Annotated in this window: 17 protein-coding genes; 4 read left to right on the top strand and 13 right to left on the bottom strand. The window is 72.2% G+C overall.

Annotated elements, in window-relative coordinates; translation table 11 throughout:
• Positions 1–21: 21 nt before the first annotated feature.
• Positions 22–1,371 carry a class II 3-deoxy-7-phosphoheptulonate synthase gene (locus RV983_RS26450; RefSeq protein ID WP_475988217.1) on the bottom strand — a complete coding sequence of 450 codons (1,350 nt, stop codon included), beginning with the start codon at positions 1,369–1,371 and terminating at the stop codon, positions 22–24.
• A 105-nt stretch (positions 1,372–1,476) separates the two neighbouring features.
• Positions 1,477–1,983, bottom strand: a complete 507-nt coding sequence (locus RV983_RS26445) for an anthrone oxygenase family protein (RefSeq protein ID WP_475988216.1) — start codon at positions 1,981–1,983, stop codon at positions 1,477–1,479.
• A 486-nt stretch (positions 1,984–2,469) separates the two neighbouring features.
• Between RV983_RS26445 and RV983_RS26440 the strand changes: the two genes are divergently transcribed.
• Positions 2,470–4,422: an anthranilate synthase family protein gene (locus tag RV983_RS26440; RefSeq protein WP_475988215.1), complete on the top strand. Its 1,953-nt coding sequence runs from the start codon at positions 2,470–2,472 to the stop codon at positions 4,420–4,422.
• Between the two features lie 508 nt (positions 4,423–4,930).
• On the opposite strand, the gene RV983_RS26435 is transcribed toward RV983_RS26440, so the two are convergent.
• From RV983_RS26435 to RV983_RS26415, 5 genes are all read right to left on the bottom strand, one after another.
• A complete protein-coding gene (locus RV983_RS26435) occupies positions 4,931–5,581 on the bottom strand; it encodes a uridine kinase family protein (RefSeq protein ID WP_475988214.1) in 651 nt (216 codons plus the stop codon).
• A gap of 131 nt (positions 5,582–5,712) precedes the next feature.
• Positions 5,713–6,741 (bottom strand): 6-phosphofructokinase, encoded by a 1,029-nt coding sequence (locus tag RV983_RS26430; RefSeq protein ID WP_475988213.1) that lies wholly within the window; start codon positions 6,739–6,741, stop codon positions 5,713–5,715.
• Between the two features lie 174 nt (positions 6,742–6,915).
• The gene (locus tag RV983_RS26425; protein ID WP_475988212.1) at positions 6,916–7,575 is read right to left on the bottom strand and encodes a response regulator; all 660 of its coding nucleotides are present in this window, start codon (positions 7,573–7,575) and stop codon (positions 6,916–6,918) included.
• Between the two features lie 17 nt (positions 7,576–7,592).
• Positions 7,593–8,726 carry a MacS family sensor histidine kinase gene (gene macS, locus RV983_RS26420; RefSeq protein ID WP_475990463.1) on the bottom strand — a complete coding sequence of 378 codons (1,134 nt, stop codon included), beginning with the start codon at positions 8,724–8,726 and terminating at the stop codon, positions 7,593–7,595.
• A 109-nt stretch (positions 8,727–8,835) separates the two neighbouring features.
• On the bottom strand, positions 8,836–9,552 hold the full coding sequence (locus tag RV983_RS26415) for a lysophospholipid acyltransferase family protein (protein ID WP_475988211.1): 717 nt from the start codon (positions 9,550–9,552) through the stop codon (positions 8,836–8,838).
• Between the two features lie 127 nt (positions 9,553–9,679).
• Between RV983_RS26415 and RV983_RS26410 the strand changes: the two genes are divergently transcribed.
• Positions 9,680–10,483 (top strand): alpha/beta hydrolase, encoded by an 804-nt coding sequence (locus RV983_RS26410; protein WP_475988210.1) that lies wholly within the window; start codon positions 9,680–9,682, stop codon positions 10,481–10,483.
• Entirely contained in the window at positions 10,476–11,003 is a 528-nt protein-coding gene (locus RV983_RS26405; protein WP_475988209.1) for a hypothetical protein, read from the top strand. The genes RV983_RS26410 and RV983_RS26405 overlap by 8 nt, the downstream gene beginning before the upstream one ends.
• 6 nt (positions 11,004–11,009) lie before the next feature.
• On the opposite strand, the gene RV983_RS26400 is transcribed toward RV983_RS26405, so the two are convergent.
• The 6 genes from RV983_RS26400 to RV983_RS26375 all read right to left on the bottom strand — a co-directional run bounded on the left by RV983_RS26400 (position 11,010) and on the right by RV983_RS26375 (position 15,895).
• On the bottom strand, positions 11,010–11,774 hold the full coding sequence (locus RV983_RS26400) for an endonuclease/exonuclease/phosphatase family protein (protein WP_475988208.1): 765 nt from the start codon (positions 11,772–11,774) through the stop codon (positions 11,010–11,012).
• A gap of 79 nt (positions 11,775–11,853) precedes the next feature.
• Positions 11,854–12,795, bottom strand: coding sequence for an ROK family glucokinase (locus tag RV983_RS26395; RefSeq protein ID WP_319662104.1), 942 nt, complete (start codon positions 12,793–12,795; stop codon positions 11,854–11,856).
• Between the two features lie 89 nt (positions 12,796–12,884).
• Complete coding sequence (locus tag RV983_RS26390; protein ID WP_475988207.1) at positions 12,885–13,286, bottom strand: DUF5304 family protein; 402 nt, start codon at positions 13,284–13,286, stop codon at positions 12,885–12,887.
• A gap of 79 nt (positions 13,287–13,365) precedes the next feature.
• Positions 13,366–14,583, bottom strand: a complete 1,218-nt coding sequence (locus tag RV983_RS26385) for an ArsA family ATPase (RefSeq protein WP_475988206.1) — start codon at positions 14,581–14,583, stop codon at positions 13,366–13,368.
• Between the two features lies 1 nt (position 14,584).
• Positions 14,585–15,028: an SRPBCC family protein gene (locus RV983_RS26380; protein ID WP_475988205.1), complete on the bottom strand. Its 444-nt coding sequence runs from the start codon at positions 15,026–15,028 to the stop codon at positions 14,585–14,587.
• 99 nt (positions 15,029–15,127) lie between these two features.
• On the bottom strand, positions 15,128–15,895 hold the full coding sequence (locus tag RV983_RS26375) for a metallophosphoesterase family protein (protein WP_475988204.1): 768 nt from the start codon (positions 15,893–15,895) through the stop codon (positions 15,128–15,130).
• A 278-nt stretch (positions 15,896–16,173) separates the two neighbouring features.
• Here RV983_RS26375 and RV983_RS26370 point away from each other — a divergent pair, with 278 nt between their 5' ends.
• Positions 16,174–17,970, top strand: coding sequence for an AMP-dependent synthetase/ligase (locus tag RV983_RS26370; RefSeq protein WP_475988203.1), 1,797 nt, complete (start codon positions 16,174–16,176; stop codon positions 17,968–17,970).
• The last annotated feature ends 49 nt before the right edge of the window (positions 17,971–18,019 follow it).

Below are 18,019 nucleotides of genomic sequence, written 5' to 3'. Positions count from 1 at the left end.
CGCGGCGCGGTGTCCGCCGGGTTACTGCCCGCGGTACATCTCGGCCACCAGGAAGGCCAGGTCGAGCGACTGGCTGCGGTTGAGCCGCGGGTCGCAGGCCGTCTCGTAGCGCTGGTGCAGGTCGTCGACGAAGATCTCGTCGCCGCCGCCGACGCACTCGGTGACGTCCTCGCCGGTCAGCTCCACATGGATACCGCCGGGGTGGGTGCCGAGGGCGTGGTGCACCTCGAAGAAGCCCTTGACCTCGTCCAGGACGTCGTCGAAGCGGCGGGTCTTGTGGCCGGAGGCCGCCTCGAAGGTGTTGCCGTGCATCGGGTCGCACACCCACGCCACCTGGGCACCGGAGGCGGTGACCTTCTCCACCAGGTTCGGCAGCAGGTCGCGCACCTTGCCCGCGCCCATGCGCGTGATGAACGTCAGCCGGCCCGGCTCGCGGTCCGGGTCCAGCCGGTCGATCAGCGCCAGCGCCTCCTCGGGCGTGGTCGTCGGGCCGAGCTTCACACCGAGCGGGTTGCGGATCCGGGACGCGAACTCGATGTGCGCGTGGTCCATCTGCCGGGTGCGCTCGCCGACCCACACCATGTGCGCGGAGACGTCGTAGAGCCGGCCGGTCCGCGAGTCGACGCGCGTCAGCGCGCTCTCGTAGTCGAGCAGCAGCGCCTCGTGCGAGGAGTAGAACTCGACGGTCTTGAACTCCTCCGGGTCCGTGCCGCAGGCGTGCATGAAGTTCAGCGCGCGGTCGATCTCCCGGGCCAGCGCCTCGTAACGCTGCCCGGACGGCGAGGACTTGACGAAGTCCTGGTTCCAGGCGTGCACCTGGCGCAGGTCCGCGTAGCCGCCGGTGGCGAAGGCGCGTACCAGGTTCAGCGTGGCGGAGGACGCGTGGTACATCCGCTTCAGCCGGTCCGGGTCCGGCACACGGGAGACCTCGGTGAAGTCGAAGCCGTTGACCGAGTCACCGCGGTACGTGGGCAGGGTCACCCCGTCGCGGGTCTCCGTCGGCTTGGAGCGCGGCTTGCTGTACTGGCCGGCGATCCGGCCCACCTTCACCACCGGCACGGAGGCGGCGTAGGTGAGCACCGCGCCCATCTGCAGGAGCGTCTTGAGCTTGCTGCGGATCTGGTCGGCGCCGACGTGGTCGAAGGCCTCGGCGCAGTCGCCGCCCTGGAGCAGGAACGCCTCACCGCGGGCCACGGCCCCCATACGGTCGCGCAGCTGATCGCACTCCCCGGCGAAGACGAGAGGGGGATACGACTCGAGTTCCGCGATCACTCGGCTCAGCGCCTCGGCGTCGGGGTACTCGGGCTGCTGGGCCGCGGGCAGAGAGCGCCAGGTGTTGCGCCCGGCGAGAGAATCAGCGTTCACGGTCACGCACCCCACATTACGTGGTTGTGTCCGGCGCTCGGCGCACCCGACCAGTCAATGAGACGGCGATTCCACATCGCGTACAGGCGGTCGGGGGCCGGCGGGCCGGGGTCAGCACCCGGCCGCGCCGGTACGCCCGCTGAGGACGAGCGCCCAGCAGAGGCAGGCCAGGGCGCCGGTGCACAGCAGGGTGCGCACCAGGTTCCAGCGGACCCAGACGGCCTCGAAGCGCTCGCGGACGGCGGCGAGGCCGGCGACGGCATCCGGCGTCCCGGCGGCGTCCAGCCGGTCGTTGAGCGGGATGTTGACGGCGAGGGTGACGACGAGGACGAGCAGGTAGCAGACCGTGCCCGCGACGACCCAGGGCAGGACGCCCCGGGCGCCGTCGCGGACGCAGAGCACCACTCCGGCGGCGCCGAGCAGCAGGGCCCCCGCGAGGACCAGCAGGAACCAGCCGTTCTGGATGGCGGCGTTGATCCGCTGCATGGCGTCCACCAGGGTCCGGTCGCCGGTCCTGGCGAGGCCGGGCATGACGGCGACGGAGAAGGCGAAGAAGAGGCCGGCCATCAGACCGGTGGCGACCGCGGCCGCCGTGAGGACTGCGTCTCGGGGTGTCATGGCACCAGTGAAGGGCCGGCACCGTGAGACGCGACATGGCCGGAAGGCTCGGTCCCATACGCGAACGTCCACCGGGTCACAACAGGCCGCCCCGGCCGCCCCGGCTGCCCGCCCGGAGCCGTCCGTCGACGGCGGTCGCGAAGTCCTCGCACGGACCCGGCTTCGACCCCGCCGTCCGCTCGGCGGTGGGCGTCGCCGTGGGCACGCGCCGCGCCGGGGGGCCGCAGCCGTGCGATCCCCGTCCCGGTCCCCCGGTCGCGTCGCGCTCCGGGCGTGCGCGGCGGCAGGATGGGTTATCGTGCACAACATGTACGCACAGCAGACGCACCTGCAGTGGTGGTGGACCGCGAATCCGGCGGCCCACTGACGACGCGTACCCACTGACTGACGCGAAGGCCGCCCGAAGGGCGGCCTTCGGTGTTTCCGCGGCCGTCCCTTCCCTGGTGGTCCCCCTCCTGGATGACCGGACGATCGGAAGGAACCGCCGTGGACGACCAGAAGAACCCGCTTTCCGCCGCAGCGCTCGTGGAGCGGCTGCTGGACCCGGCATGCCCGCCGTTCGCACTGATCCGGCGCAGAACGCCGGGGCGGGACACGGACACGGTCGACGTGCTGCTCGGCCCGGTGTCCGCGGTGGAACGCCTGACGGACATCGCGCTCCCGAAGGGGGTGCCGGAGGACGGACGGCCGGTCGCCGACGCGCTGGCGCTGGTGCCGTACCGGCAGATCAGGGAGCGCGGGTTCGAGGCGCGGGACGACGGTACGCCGCTGGTGGTCCTGCACCCGCGGGAGGCGTACGAAATCCCGCTGCCGGAGCTGGAGCGGGCGCTGCCCGGCCACGGGGTGCACGTGGAGCACGGCGGCTTCGACGTGGACGACGACACCTACGCCGGGATCGTGGAGCGGGTGATCGAGGACGAGATCGGCCGCGGCGAGGGCGCGAACTTCGTGATCCGCAGGACCTTCCGCGGACAGATCCCGGGCTTCTCTGCGGCGGACGCGCTCGCGCTGTTCCGGCGGCTGCTGGACGGCGAGCGCGGCGCGTACTGGACGTTCGTGGTGCGCACGCCGGAGCGGACGCTGGCCGGGGCGAGCCCGGAGGTGCACGTCCGGATGGCGGGCGGCACGGTCGTGATGAACCCGATCAGCGGCACCTACCGCTACCCGGCGCAGGGACCGGACATGGACGGGCTGCTCGCCTTCCTCCGCGACGTGAAGGAGGTGGAGGAGCTGACCATGGTGGTCGACGAGGAACTGAAGATGATGTGCACGGTCGGCGACCTCGGCGGCGTCGTGGTCGGCCCGCGCCTGAAGGAGATGGCGCACCTGGCGCACACCGAGTACGAGCTGCGCGGCCGCAGCACCATGGACGTCCGTGACGTGCTGCGCGAGACGATGTTCGCGGCGACGGTCACCGGTTCGCCGGTTCAGAACGCCTGCCGGGTCATCGAGCGCTACGAGCCCGGGGGCCGCGGCTACTACGCGGGCGCGCTGGCGCTGATCGGACGGGACGGCGGCGGCGTCCAGACCCTGGACTCCCCCATCCTGATCCGCACCGCGGACATCGACGCCGCGGGCGGTCTGAAGGTGCCGGTGGGGGCGACGCTGGTGCGCCGCTCGGATCCGTACGGCGAGGTCGCCGAGACGCACGCGAAGGCGGCGGGCGTGCTGGCGGCGCTGGGCGTGCGGCCGGGCGCGGCGCGCGAGCCGGGAGGGCCGCGGCGCCGGCTCGGCGACGACACGCGGGTGCAGGCCGCGCTGGCGGGACGGCGCCGCAACCTCGCGCCGTTCTGGCTGCGGATGCAGGCCCCCGCGGGCGAGGGGGAACGGCCGGGCCCGCTCACCGGACGGCACGCCTTCATGGTCGACGGCGAGGACACCTTCACCGCGATGCTGGCGCACGTGCTGCGCTCGTCGGGACTGGAGGTGACCGTGCGCCGCTACGACGAGCCGGGTCTGCGCGAGACCGTCCTCGCGCACCGCGGCCCGGTCGTGCTCGGCCCCGGTCCGGGAAACCCGGCGGACACCGCCGACCCCAAGATGGCGTTCCTGCGCGCCCTCGCCGCGGACCTGGTGCGCGACCACCGGCACGGGCTGCTGGGCGTGTGCCTCGGCCAGGAGCTGATCGCCGCCGAGCTGGGACTCGGCCTCGTGCGCAAGGAGGTGCCGTTCCAGGGCGCGCAGACGGCGGTCGACCTGTTCGGGCGCATGGAGACGGTCGGCTTCTACAACTCCTTCACCGCGCGCTGCGACGACAGGACGGCGGAGGAGCTGGCCATGCACCGTGTCGAGCTGAGCCGCGACCCGGCCACGGGCGACGTCCACGCGATGCGCGGGCCCGGTTTCGCCGGCGTGCAGTTCCACCCCGAGTCCGTGCTCACCCTGAACGGCACGGCGATCGTGACGGAGCTGCTGGCGTCGGTGGTGGTCGCGGGCTGACGGGAAGTGTGGCCCGGCCGGGCCACGCCGCAGGCGAACGGACGGGGTGGGCGGGGACGTGGAACGGCGCATGGAGTCCGCGCACACCCGTCCCGTCCCGCACGCGGTGGGAGCGGGTCCTGACGACGGTCCCGTCGCTTTTGCCGGCCTTCGGCGTCGCCCTCCACGCCCAGGCCGGCCTCGTCTTCCGCTGTTTGACGCAGCCGTCGTCGGCGGACTGCGCGCAGACCGAGTCCTTCCTCGGCGGCGCGATCCCGTCCGAGGCCACGGACGTCAGGTGCCAGGACGACGGCGGGATCATGGACCGGGTCGCACGGTCGGCTTCCGGCTGCCGCGCGACCGGGCCGGCTCGCTGCTGACCAGCGCGTTCCCCCGGCGGAACGGCACGGACCCCTCCCCTGCGACGCCGACCTCTGCCTGGACGGCAGCTGGTCCATGTGGGTGCACGTGACCTACCGGGCCGACGGCACCGCGGACGTGCACATCGACGCCTACAACGTGAGGGACGTCAGACGGCGGCCGCGGGCAGCTGGTGCGTCCGGGGCGCGGCGGCGCGGGAGCGGCGGGGGCGCACCGCGGCGACGGGCTCGGGGGCGGGCGCCAGGGCGGGCCCGACCAGGCCCAGGACGGCGGCCAGCATCTCGGGGCCGTCGGTGGTGCCGTCGACGACCAGGTCGGCCCGCGCCCGCGAGGGTGCCACATGGACGGCATGGCGGTCCCGGCCGGTCTGCAGGTAGTTCCGCAGCGACAGGCGCGGGTCCTGCCGCTGCGCCTCGATCTTCCGCAGGATCTTGCGCGCCAGGCGGACGTCGTCGGGGGCGTCCACGTACACCCGCCAGGCCGCCCGAGACAGGACGGCCGGGAGGGTGAGCGCGAACAGCCCCTCGACGACGACCAGGCGCACGCCGGGGCGCAGCCTGGCCGCGTCGACGGCCTCACCGACGGCGGTCTCGTCGATGGAGCCGGGGTGGTTCCAGTCCAGGACGGCGTGCCCGCCGGCGCTGACCGTCCACACGCCCCGGAGCGGGTCGTGCGCGGGCACGTAGTAATCATCCAGATGGATCAGTGCGATGGTCTCGGGACACGTCAGCGACAGGGCCTCGGCAAGTGTGGACTTGCCGGATGCGGTGCCGCCTGCGACCGCCAGTACACCCGTCATGCCGGGCGCTCCTCATGTGCTCAAGGGGGATAAACGAAGCGGCCGGACAAGCCGGGTGGAGGGAATGTAAGGCCGCGTGATCGCCCATGGCAAGCGGGGAAAGCCCAGGAGACTTCGGGGAAACGAGGTGTTTACCCGAAGAAGACGCCGGCCTCGGCGTAGAGCTTCGGGTCGACCGTCTTGAGCTGCTTGGTCGCTTCCGCCAGGGGGACCCGGACGATGTCCGTGCCGCGCAGGGCGACCATCTTCCCGAAGTCCCGGTCGCGGACCGCCTCGATGGCGTGCAGGCCGAAGCGGGTGGCCAGCCAGCGGTCGAAGGCACTGGGGGTGCCGCCGCGCTGGACGTGGCCGAGCACCGTGGTGCGGGCCTCCTTGCCGGTGCGGCTCTCGATCTCCTTGGCCAGCCACTCGCCGATGCCGGACAGGCGGACATGGCCGAAGGAGTCGAGACTGCCGTCCTTCAGCACCACGTCGCCGTCCTGCGGCATCGCCCCTTCGGCGATCACCACGATCGGCGCGTAACGGATCTTGAAACGGCTCTCCACCCAGGCGCAGACCTGGTCCACGTCGAAGCGCTGCTCGGGCAGCAGGATGACGTTGGCGCCGCCGGCCAGGCCCGAGTGCAGGGCGATCCAGCCCGCGTGCCGGCCCATGACCTCGACCACCAGGACGCGCATGTGCGACTCGGCGGTGGTGTGGAGGCGGTCGATGGCCTCGGTGGCGATGTTGACGGCCGTGTCGAAGCCGAAGGTGTAGTCGGTGGCGGCGAGGTCGTTGTCAATGGTCTTCGGTACGCCGACGCAAGGGACCCCGTACTCGTCCGACAGGGTGGTCGCCACGCCGAGCGTGTCCTCGCCGCCGATCGCGACGAGCGCGTCCACCTCGTACTTGGCGAGGTTCTCCTTGACCCGGCGCACGCCGCTCTCCGTCTTGAGCGGATTCGTGCGCGAGGAGCCGAGGATCGTACCGCCGCGCGGCAGGATCCCGCGGACGGCCGGGATGTCGAGGGGCACGGTGTCCCCTTCCAGCGGCCCGCGCCAGCCGTCCCTGAATCCGACGAACTCGTACGCGTACTCCTGGACGCCCTTGCGCACGATGGCACGGATGACCGCGTTGAGCCCGGGGCAGTCACCGCCACCGGTCAGCACGCCAACTCGCATGATCGTTCCCCTTCCCGTTCGCACCATTTGCCTGCGCCAACGACGCTAGCGTGACCGGTGTCACATACGGGATGGGCCGTTCGGTGAAATCCCTTGATGCTTGGGCATGTTGAGACCCCGGATTCACTCGTCCGAGTGCGGCAGGCGGAGCAACGCAAGGATCGCGCCGACGGGTTACTCCTCGTCCAGTCCGCGCTCGATGGCGTAGCGGACCAGCTCGACGCGGTTGTGCAACTGGAGCTTGCCCAGGGTGTTCTGCACATGGTTCTGCACGGTGCGGTGGGAGATGACGAGCCGTTCGGCGATCTGCTTGTAGCTCAGCCCCTTGGCCACCAAACGCAGCACCTCGGTCTCGCGGTCGGTGAGCCGCGGCGCCTCGGGCCGGTCGGCCGTCGCGGGCGCGGGGTCCGAGGCCAGCCGCCGGTACTCGCCGAGGACGAGGCCGGCCAGGCCGGGGGTGAAGACGGGGTCGCCGACGGCGGTGCGGCTGACGGCGTCGAGGAGCTCGTCCCGGCCGGCGGACTTCAGCAGGTAGCCGGTGGCACCGGACTTCACGGCCTCCAGGACGTCCTCGTGCTCGCCGCTCGCCGACAGCACCAGCACCCGCAGGGCCGGGTTCTCCGCGATCACGTCCTTGCAGACCTGGACGCCGGACAGGCCCGGCAGATTGAGGTCGAGGACCAGCACCTCCGGGAGGGCGGCCTTGGCGCGGCGTACCGCCTCCGGGCCGTCGGCGGCCGTCGCCACCACGACGTATCCCGCCTCGGTGAGGTCGCGCGCGACCGCGTCCCGCCACATGGGGTGGTCGTCCACCACCATCACCTTTACGGCCATGAACCCAATCTCCTCTCTCATTTGCCGAGCCTCAACTCGACTTCTGTCCCCTGTCCGGGCACCGACACCAGCTCCGCCGTTCCGCCGAGGTCGCGCAGCCGCCCCTGGATCGACTGGGCGACACCCAGCCGCCCCTCCGCCTCGGCGTCGGCGAGCCGGCCCTCGGGGATGCCGGGCCCGTCGTCGCGGACGCTGACGAGGACCGCGTCGGGCGCGTCCTCCACCAGGATCCAGGCGTGCGCCCGCTCCCCCGCGTGTTTGCGCACGTTCTCCAGGGCGGCGCCCACCGCCGCGGCGAGTTCGGCGGCCGCGTGCGAGGGCAGCAGGACGGGGGTGCCGGGGGCGGCCACGGTGACCCGGCTGCCGCTGTACGGGGTGAGCAGGGCACGCAGGTCGCGAGGGGCGTCCGGGTCCTGTCCCGCGTCGCGCGGAGCCGGAACCCCGAGCACCGCGGGACCGGCGCTGATCAGGGCACGCAGCGCGGCCTCCTGCTCGCCGGCCATGGTGCCGAGCGCCTCGGCCTCGCCGCCGATCTCCGCGCCGCGCCGCTGCACCATGGCGAGCACCTGGAGCACGTTGTCGTGGATGTCGCGGGCCAGCCGCTCCCGCTCGCGGGTGGCGGCCTCGATCTGCAGGGCGCGGGCGAGGGTGCGCTCACTGGCGCGGGCGACCTCGACCACGTAGCCGATCGCGATGCTGGCGATGGCCACGAGCAGCACATTGTGCACGGTGTCGCGTGCGAGCGCCCCGCGCTCGACCATGTTGGCGCCGCCGACCAGGCAGGAAGCCGCCGCCGCCCAGCGCCAGCCGCCCTTGATCGCGAACGCGAGGACCGAGCCCGCCGTCCATATCGACGGCAAGGTGGGCCCGCCCTCGAGGATGCGCTGGTGCGTCTCGATGACCGGGGTCAGCAGAATGCCGGTGAGCGCGATGCCGAGGTCGACGAAGAGGAAGCCCCGGGTGCACCGCTGCGGCGAGCTGACCTTGCCGAGCGTGGCCAGCGTCCACACCACGAGCAGCGCCATGAACGCCATGCCCGGCACCGGCCGGGCGTGGCCCTCGTAGCCGACGGCGAACAGCGCGACGGCGTAGCCGGCGGTGAGTACCCGGTAACCCGTCAGGGCGCGCCACAGCGGCTGCTCGACCGACATGCCGACGACACGCCCCGGCGGGCGCCCGGCCGCCCCCGCGGCTGGGCGCGCCTCCGGCCCGTGGGCCGTGTCCCTGGCCATGGGCCCTCCCCCGTTCCCCTGGCCGGGGCTATGCCCCGGGTTCTGCCTGCTGCTTCTTCGCCGCCTCGGCGATCTGGCGTTTGGCGGCGGAGGCGTAGACGTCCACGTACTCCTGGCCGGAGAGCTTCATGATCTCGTACATCACCTCGTCGGTGACCGAGCGCAGGATGAAACGGTCCTGCTCCATGCCCTGGTAGCGGCTGAAGTCCAGCGGCTTGCCGATCCGGATGCCGGGACGCATGAGCTTGGGCACGACCTTGCCGGGCGGCTGGATCTTCTCGGTGTCGATCATCGCGACCGGGATCACCGGGGCGCCCGTGGCGAGCGCGATCCGGGCCAGGCCCCCGGGCTTGCCGCGGTAGAGGCGGCCGTCGGGCGAGCGGGTGCCCTCGGGGTAGATGCCGAAGAGCTCGCCGGACTCGATGACCTTTATGCCGCTGCGGATGGCCGCCTCGCCTGCGCCCCGCGCGCCCGAGCGGTCCACCGGGAGCTGGCCGACGCCCTTGAAGAAGGCCGCGGTGAGCTTGCCCTTGACGCCCGGCGTGGTGAAGTACTCGGCCTTGGCGATGAAGGTGACCTTGCGGTCGAGCACGGCGGGCAGGAAGAAGGAGTCGGAGAAGGACAGATGGTTGCTCGCCAGTATCGCGGGTCCCCGCTTGGGGATGTTCTCCATGCCCTCCACCCACGGCCGGAAGGCGGCTCGCAGGGGCTGACCGATCGCGATCTTCATCACGCCGTACAACAACCGATGACCTCCTGTGTCTGACGGGAAGACCTTAACGCCAGATCGGGCAGGGCTCTCCCCCGGTGTGGGCCGTCCGCGTACTGTGAGGTATCGCTTTCCGCGCATTCCACCGAACAGGAGACCTACGGTGCCGCTCATGCCCGGGGCCGAGCCCTATCGCCACGACGGTGGCGACATCGGCGTCCTGCTGTGCCACGGCTTCACGGGCACTCCGCAGTCCATGCGGCCTTGGGGAGAGTACCTGGCCGGGCGCGGTCTGAGCGTGTCGGCGCCGCTGCTGCCCGGGCACGGTACGCGCTGGCAGGACATGCAGGTCACCGGCTGGCAGGACTGGTACGCCGAGGTGGACCGGGAATTCCGCGCGCTGTCCGGACGCTGTGACCGCGTGTTTGTCTTCGGAATGTCCATGGGCGGCGCCCTGACGCTGCGCCTCGCCGCGCAACACGGCGCGGCGATCAGCGGCATCGCCCTCGTCAACCCGTCGGTCAAGGCCGACAGCCATCAACTCAAGGCCGTGCCGGTGCTGAGGCACTTCGTGCCCTCGGTGCCCGGCATCGCCAGCGACATCGCGAAGGAGGGCTCCGTGGAGGTGGGCTACGACCGCACCCCGCTGCACGCGGTGCACTCCCTGAGCCGCTTGTGGAACCTGGTGCGACGCGACCTGCCCCAGGTGACCCAGCCGCTGCTGCTCCTGCGCAGCCGGGTCGACCATGTCGTCCACCCGTCCAACTCGGCGCTCGTGCTCAGCCGCGTGTCGTCGACGGACGTGACCGAGACGGTGCTGGAACGCAGCTACCACGTCGCCACCCTCGACCACGACGCAGAGACGATCTTCGAGCAGTCCTCCGCGTTCGTACGCCGGCTCACCGGCGCCGGACCGGCCGCGGGCGACGACGAGAGCAACGAGAAGGAGGACGCCGCACGTGGCTGAGCCCGAGGACGACCGCCGTCCGCTGCCCGAGGGCGGCGAGCCCGAGCCCAAGCCGGTCGACGAGGCCGAGGCCTGGGCGCAGATCGTGGCGGGGTACGACGCCGACCCGGAGCCCGGTACGGCGTCCTGGCCGGAGGCCGAGGACGTCGCCGAGGGCTCCTCCAAGCCCGGTCACCTCGTGGTGCCGAGCACGCCCGAGACGACCTCCATCGTCATCCACCCCGTCATCTCCGGTCCCCGCGACTACGAACTCGACGAGGACGACGACGAGGGCCACTTCGTCCCTCCGGAGCCGCCTCCGCTGCCGAATGCCGACGTCACCACGAAGTTCGCCTGGCTGGGGGCGCTGGGCGGTCCGCTGCTGATCTTCGCGTTCATCCTCTTCCAGGAGGAGATGCCGTGGTGGGCCGTCACGGTCGGCATCGGCGGCTTCCTCGGCGGCTTCGCCACCCTGGTCACGCGGATGCGGCCGGGCGGCGACGAGGACGACGACCTCCCGGGCGGCGGCGCGGTCGTCTGACCGCGGTCACGGCACCGACGGCACCCTGAGGGCGGCCAGGACCGGAAGATGGTCCGTGGCCGCCCTCAGGTCGCTCCGGGTGACGCCGGACAGCGCCTCCGGGACACCGCAGCCGAGGACCTCGATGCCGGACGTGGTGAAGATGGCGTCGATGCGCTGGTGCGGGTCGACGGGCGTGGAGGTGTACTCCCCGCCCCAGGGCCGGACCGTCCGGGCGTCCTGCAGTGCGCCGGCGATCCGGCGGAAAGTGCGGCCCTGCGGGCGGTCATTCAGGTCGCCGCCGGCCACCGCGTGGATCTCGCCCATCGCGGCGAGGCGGTCCAGCAGCATCCCGCCCTGCTCGTAGCGCTCCTGGGCCTGCAACGACAGATGGCAGCTCAGCACGGACAGCCGGGCGCCGCCGACGCGGACCACGGCCGTCGCGAAGCCGCGCTGGTGGAGCCCTGGGGTGCGCGGCAGCAGGACGTCCTCGGTGCGTTCCACCGTGACCCGCAACGAGGACAGCACCAGCGGGCCGGCGGCGGTCGCCCCGCCGGTGACGGTCACCATTCCCGCGTCTCGGGCGAGCCGGGCGGCGGCCTTGCGCCAGCGGAAGAAGCGGGGAGCCTCCTGGATCAGCGCGATGTCGGGCGCGCAGGCGCGGATGACCCGGGCGAGCGCGGCTTTGTCGTCCCTCAGGGAACGGACGTTGTAGCTCAGGACGCGGATGACGGCGGAGCCGTCCGGCTCCGTACGGGATGCCGGCAGATCCGGCCGCGGGACCTCGCTCACGCCGTCACCCTACCGGGCCCGCACGACGGTGCCCCCGTACTCCGCGGAAGCGGGGTACGGGGGCACCGGCACGGAACGACTAGCCCTGGCGCGCCAGGTCGGCGGCGCCGACGAGGCCGGCCTTGCCACCGAGTTGGGCGGCGAGGACCTGGGCGTGCGGCCGCAGCTGACCGCCGACCAGCCAGCGGCGGAAGGACTTGCGGATGGGGTCGAGGACGAGTTCGCCCTCGTCCGAGACACCGCCGCCGACGATGAAGGCGGAGGGGTCGAAAAGCGACGCGAGGTCGGCGAGTCCCGCACCGGCCCAGCGGGCGAGTTCGCGGAACGAGTCCACCGCCACGCTGTCGCCGCCGCGCGCGGCCTGGCTGATGTGCTGGCCCTGGATGCCGTCGGGGGTGCCGTCGCCGAGCGAGAGCAACAGCGCCGCGTTCTCGGGCTGGGCGACGGCGCGCTGCTTGGCGTAGCGCACCAGGGCGCGGCCGGAGGCGTACTGCTCCCAGCAGCCCTGGCTGCCGCAGCCGCACAGCAGACCGTCCGGGACCATGCGGATGTGGCCGAACTCGCCGGCCACGCCGAAGCGGCCGCGGCGCAGCTTGTTGCCGATGATGATGCCGCCGCCGAGGCCGGTGCCGAGCGTGATGCAGATGACGTCGTCGTGGCCCTGGCCGGCGCCGAAGCGGTACTCGCCCCAGGCGGCGGCGTTGGCGTCGTTCTCCACCACGACGGGAAGACCGACGCGTTGCTCGACCTTGTCCTTCAGCGGCTCGTGCCGCCAGCGGATGTTGGGCGCGAAGAGCACGGTGGCCCGCTTGTCGTCGACATAGCCGGCGGCACCGATGCCCACGGCCTCGACCGTGTGGCTCGTGCTGACGTCGTGGACGGCGGCGGCGATGGCGTCGACCACGCCTTCGGAGGTCGACGGAGTCGGCACCTTGACGATTTCGAGAATCGAGCCTTCCTCGTCGACCACGCCGGCCGCGATCTTCGTGCCGCCGATGTCGACGCCGATGGTGAGTCCCATGTATCCCTCAGTATTCGGTCGATCCCCGCTGCGTCCAACCGTACCGGAGGGCGAGGTCCGCCCCGTTCCGCCCGTTGTTCAGTTCGTGTTCAGTCCAGGTCAATGCGTTCGCTGGAGGAACCCTCGCCACCGGAGGTCCAGCGCCGTTCGTGGCCGCTGACGGCGGCCCGGTAGGCGGCCAGCAGTTCGGCGCCGGCCGCGGCGAGATGGTCGAAGACCTCGGGGTTGCGTTCGACGACGGGCTCAACGGCCTGCTTCACCTGGGCGATGATCCCCTGGGCCGCCATCTCGGCCGCGGGGCTGCGCAGCAGGGAGATCCGCTCGGTCACGGCCTCGGCGAGCCGTCGCAGTTCCTCCGCGGCGCTGCCCGGCTCCTGTCCGGACTGCTGCCGGCGGCGGGCCTTCTCCGCGGCGATGTCCTCCGCGCTCGCCTTGGCCCAGGCGTCGTGATCGGCCTCGGGGCGGTCGTTACGGTCCGTGGATTCGCTCATGGTGGGCTCCGTAGGGCGCTCCGGCTTTTGACTACGACGTTACCCGAACGAAGCCGGTGCGTTCAGGGGGCCATCGCCGTCATCGGGGCCAGAGGGCGGGATCGGGAACGAACCGGACCTGCAGCGCACCGTCCCGCAGGGCGGCGCCCTCCACCGTGCAGCGACGCAGCGCGGAGGGCAGCGGCAGGATGCGCCGGTGGCCCTCGGCGTCCACGACGAGTTCGTCGCCGCGGCGGACGAGGTCCACGGTGTGCCGCAGCGCGCCGGGCAGCGGCAGCCGCCACAGGAAGTGGCCCTCGGTGGCGAGCCGGTCCTCGGTGGTCCAGGGCGGCGCGGCGGGGCCTTCGGCGGCCGGTGCGGGCGGCGCGGCCGCGAGCCGCGCCAGGTCCCCGGTCCCGCGCGGTTCGCGTCCCAGGTGCGGCAGTTCGTGCAGGGCCGTCCCGGTGCCCGCGATCTCGGCGCGCAGGGCGCGCAGTTCCTTGCGCTGCAGTCCCGACAGTTCGGCGAGCCACGGGTCGGGCGAGTGCGCGGGCAGCAGCCGGTTGGCCACGATCGCCTCCAGCCGGTGGCCGTGCAGGGCCAGTCCGGCCCGGGCGTGGCGGACCGCCTCGGCGGCGTGCGCGCCGGGCTCGACCACCAGCCGTACGGTCGTCGCCGCATCCTCCACCACGGCCTGCGCGGCGCCCAGTTCGCGGTCGGCGCGGGCGGCGGCCTCGTACGCCCAGGGGCCGGGCGCGGGGACGCCGGCGAGCTGGGCGAGCATCGGGCGCAGGGCGCGGGCTGCCTGGCGCTGTTCGGGCAGCAGCCGGGCGAGGTAGCGGCGCAGTTGCTCCGGGAGGGCGAGCGCGGCAAGTGCGGCGCGCACCGGCGGGAGGTCGACCACGACCAGGTCCCAGCCGTCCGCCGTGTCGCGCAGGGCGCGGAGCAGGGCGAGCGGTTCCGCGCCGGGGAGCTCGGTGAGCTCCTCGGGGTCCAGCGGCGCGGCGCCGAGCAGTTCGAGCAGGGCGCCGATCCGGCCCTGGAGCTCCATGGCGTCGGCCCGGAAGGAGGCGGCCGGGTCGATCCGGCCGGCCCACAGCCCCGGCACGGAGGTGACGGGGACGACGGCGGCGGGGGCGCGGCCGTCAGGGGTGGTGTCCGTGCCGGTGGCGGCGCCGAGAACGCGCTCCAGCGCCCCGTCGCGGTCCGCGGACAGAATCAGGACCCGGCGCCCGGGGGCGGCCGCGGCCGTGGCCGTGGCGGCCGCGACGGTGGTGCGGCCCGCGCCGCCCGCGCCGGTGACCAGGACCGTACGCACGTCAGCCCTGGGACTCGACGCGCTTCTTCAGACCGGCGAGAGCCCGGTCGATGATGACCTTCTCGGCCTTGCGCTTGATCATGCCGAGCATGGGGATCTTGACGTCGACGGTCAGCTGGTAGGTGACCTCGGTGCGCTTGCCGTCCTCGACGGGGGCGAGGATGTAGGCGCCGTCCAGGGTGCGGAGCATCTGGGACTTGACCAGCGTCCAGTGCACCTCGTCGGTGCCGACCCAGGTGTAGGCGAGGGTGTGGTCGTCCTTGATCGCACCGGCGTCGAGGAGCAGGCGGACCTGCTCGGCGCGGCCCTGGGTGTCGGCGGTGATGATCTCGGCCTCCTTCACCTCCCCGGTCCACTCCGGGTAGCGGGCGAAGTCGGAGATGACACTCATGACATCGGCCGGGGCCGCGTCGATCGTGATGCTGGACCTCGTGTGTTCCGCCATCGCCGTGGCCCCTCCGGGACGTCGCGTCATGTACCTGCTGTCGTGTGCCTGCCGCTGAAGGCTACCGCCTGGTCGGGTGCCCGCAGACCTCCGGGGCGGTCACCACCGCAGCGCCCACGGCGTTCTCCTTGAGTTGAAGTGACCGACGTTCACGCATTCGGTCGTGCCGATGCGCATCCGCGGCGCCAGGGGCTGGTGGACGTGCCCGAAGAGCGCGTACGTGGGACGGGTGCTGCGGATCGCGTCCAGCAGGGCCTCACTGCCGCGCTCGAAGCGGCGGGCGACCGTGTCGTAGCAGAGCTCGGGCACGGCGGGCGGGATGTGCGAGCAGAGCACGTCGACCTTGCCGAGGGCGGCCACCTTGGCGGCGTAGGTCTCGTCGTCGATCTCGTACGGGGTGCGGTAGGCGGTGCGCAGGCCGCCGCCGACGAACCCGAAGACCAGGCCGCCGATCTCGGCGGTGGCGCCGTCCAGCACGGTCGTGCCGGGCCCGGCGTACTCCGGCCACAGCGCGGGGATGTCGACGTTCCCGTAGGTGGCGTACGTCGGTGTGGGGAAGGCGGCGAACAGCTCCGCGTACTGGCGGCGCACGGCGGCCTCGATGGCGGTGCCCCGGTCGATGCCGAGGCCGCCCCACAGCTCGCGGTCCAGGGCCCGGGCCTCGTCCCAGCGCAGGGCGGTGCGCAGGGCGACCATCCGGGAGGCGTTCTCGGTGCCGAACAGGTCGGGGAAGATGCCGCGCGAGTGGTCCGCGTAGTCCATGAAGAGGATGAGGTCGCCGAGGCAGATCAGGGCGTCGGCGCCGTCCCCGGCCCTGGCGAGCGCCTCGGCGGCGCCGTGGACATCGCTGACGACATGGACACGCATGGCGATCACTCTAGGACGCCGGGACCGGCCGCGAGCGGTGACTGCCGGGAGCCCTGTTACCTGCGGGTCATCAAGGGCTCGACTAGGCTTCCAGCCAGTGGAAACGCGCTGCGCCGCAGCGGACCGCCGGGATGTGACGACGATGTGACACACAAAACATCCACACGGCACCCCTACCGCTGAAGCTTTACCGGTGGGTAACGTCCGGGCAGTCCACTGCTCAACCCCGCAGTGGACGCAGCCAGCACCGCCGCCGGCGCCGATGAGGAGCAGCAGTCTTGCGCGAGTTCAGCCTTCCGGCTCTTTACGAGGTCCCCGCGGACGGCAATCTGACGGATCTCATCCGCCGCAACGCCGCTCAGCACCCGGACGTTGCCGTCATCGCCCGCAAGACCGCCGCCGGGGACTGGGCGGACGTCACCGCCACCGCCTTCCTCGCCGAGGTCCGCGCGGCCGCCAAGGGCCTGATCGCCTCGGGCGTGCAGCCCGGCGACCGGGTCGCCCTGATCTCGCGCACCCGGTACGAGTGGACCCTCTTCGACTTCGCCGTCTGGAGCACGGGCGCGGTCACCGTCCCGGTGTACGAGACCTCCTCGGCCGAGCAGGTCGAGTGGATCCTCTCCGACTCCGGCGCCGTCGCCGCGATCGTGGAGACCGAGGCCCACGAGAAGTCTGTGGAGTCCGTCCGCGAGCGCCTGCCGCAGCTCAAGCACGTGTGGCGCATCGAGGGCGGCGCCGTGGAGACGCTGACCGCCGCCGGGACCGACATCGCCGAGGCGACCGTCGACGAGCGCGGCGCGTACGCCAAGGCCGACTCCCCCGCCACCATCGTCTACACCTCGGGCACCACCGGCCGCCCCAAGGGCTGCGTGCTCAGCCACCGCGCGTTCTTCGCCGAGTGCGGCAACGTGGTGGAGCGGCTGAAGCCGCTGTTCAGGACCGGCGACTCCTCGGTGCTGCTCTTCCTGCCGCTGGCGCACGTCTTCGGCCGGCTGGTCGAGGTGGCCAGTGTGATGGCCCCGATCAAGCTCGGGCACGTCAGCGACATCAAGAACCTCACGGACGAGTTGTCCGCGTTCCGGCCGACGATGCTGCTGGGTGTGCCCCGCGTGTTCGAGAAGGTGTACAACTCCGCCCGCGCGCAGGCCCAGGCGGGCGGCAAGGGCAAGATCTTCGACAAGGCGTCCGATGTCGCGATCGAGTACAGCCGCGCGCTGGACTCGGCGAACGGGCCCGCGCTCGGCCTGCGGTTCAAGCACAAGGTCTTCGACCGGCTGGTCTACAGCAAGCTGCGCGCCGTGCTCGGCGGCCGCGCCGAGTACTCCATCTCCGGTGGCGCACCGCTCGGCGAGCGGCTCGGCCACTTCTACCGGGGCATCGGCTTCACCGTCCTGGAGGGCTACGGCCTGACCGAGTCCTGTGCGGCCACGGCCTTCAACCCCTGGGACCGTACGAAGATCGGCACCGTCGGCCAGCCGCTGCCCGGCTCCACCGTCCGCATCGCCGACGACGGCGAGGTGCTGCTCCACGGCGAGCACCTGTTCAGCGGCTACTGGAACAACGAGGCGGCGACGGCGGAGGCCGTCACCGACGGCTGGTTCCACAGCGGCGACATCGGCGCGCTGGACGAGGACGGCTACATCACCATCACCGGCCGCAAGAAGGAGATCATCGTCACCGCGGGCGGCAAGAACGTCGCCCCGGCGATGATCGAGGACCGCATCCGCGCCCACGCGCTGGTCGCGGAGTGCATGGTGGTCGGTGACGGACAGCCCTTCATCGGCGCGCTGGTGACCCTGGACGAGGAGTTCCTGCCCCGCTGGGCCGAGCAGCACGGCAAGGCCGGCCGCACGGTCACGGCACTGCGAGAGGACCCGGAGCTGCTGGCCGAGGTGCAGTCGGCGATCGACGACGGCAACGCCGCGGTGTCCAAGGCGGAGGCGGTGAAGAAGTTCCGCATCCTGGCGACCCAGTTCACCGAGGAGTCCGGGCATGTGACGCCGTCGCTGAAGCTGAAGCGGAACGTGGTGCTGCGGGAGTTCGCGGCCGAGATCGCCGCGATCTACGCCACGTGAGACCTGCCCGTTCCACGGGCTGGGACCGACGGTTCCTGACGACCGTCGC

It is taken from the genome of Streptomyces sp. RLA123, assembly GCF_056270165.1.
This window is presented reverse-complemented; position numbering and strand designations above follow the sequence as displayed.

Bases quoted from the DNA above. Each gene is read 5' to 3' on its own strand.
- RV983_RS26445 (WP_475988216.1), bottom strand. From the start codon at position 1,983: ATGACACCCCGAGACGCAGTCCTCACGGCGGCCGCGGTCGCCACCGGT.
- RV983_RS26435 (WP_475988214.1), bottom strand. From the start codon at position 5,581: ATGACGGGTGTACTGGCGGTCGCAGGCGGCACCGCATCCGGCAAGTCC.
- RV983_RS26430 (WP_475988213.1), bottom strand. From the start codon at position 6,741: ATGCGAGTTGGCGTGCTGACCGGTGGCGGTGACTGCCCCGGGCTCAAC.
- RV983_RS26425 (WP_475988212.1), bottom strand. From the start codon at position 7,575: ATGGCCGTAAAGGTGATGGTGGTGGACGACCACCCCATGTGGCGGGAC.
- macS (WP_475990463.1), bottom strand. From the start codon at position 8,726: ATGTCGGTCGAGCAGCCGCTGTGGCGCGCCCTGACGGGTTACCGGGTA.
- RV983_RS26395 (WP_319662104.1), bottom strand. From the start codon at position 12,795: ATGGGACTCACCATCGGCGTCGACATCGGCGGCACGAAGATCGCGGCC.
- RV983_RS26390 (WP_475988207.1), bottom strand. From the start codon at position 13,286: ATGAGCGAATCCACGGACCGTAACGACCGCCCCGAGGCCGATCACGAC.
- RV983_RS26380 (WP_475988205.1), bottom strand. From the start codon at position 15,028: ATGGCGGAACACACGAGGTCCAGCATCACGATCGACGCGGCCCCGGCC.
- RV983_RS26375 (WP_475988204.1), bottom strand. From the start codon at position 15,895: ATGCGTGTCCATGTCGTCAGCGATGTCCACGGCGCCGCCGAGGCGCTC.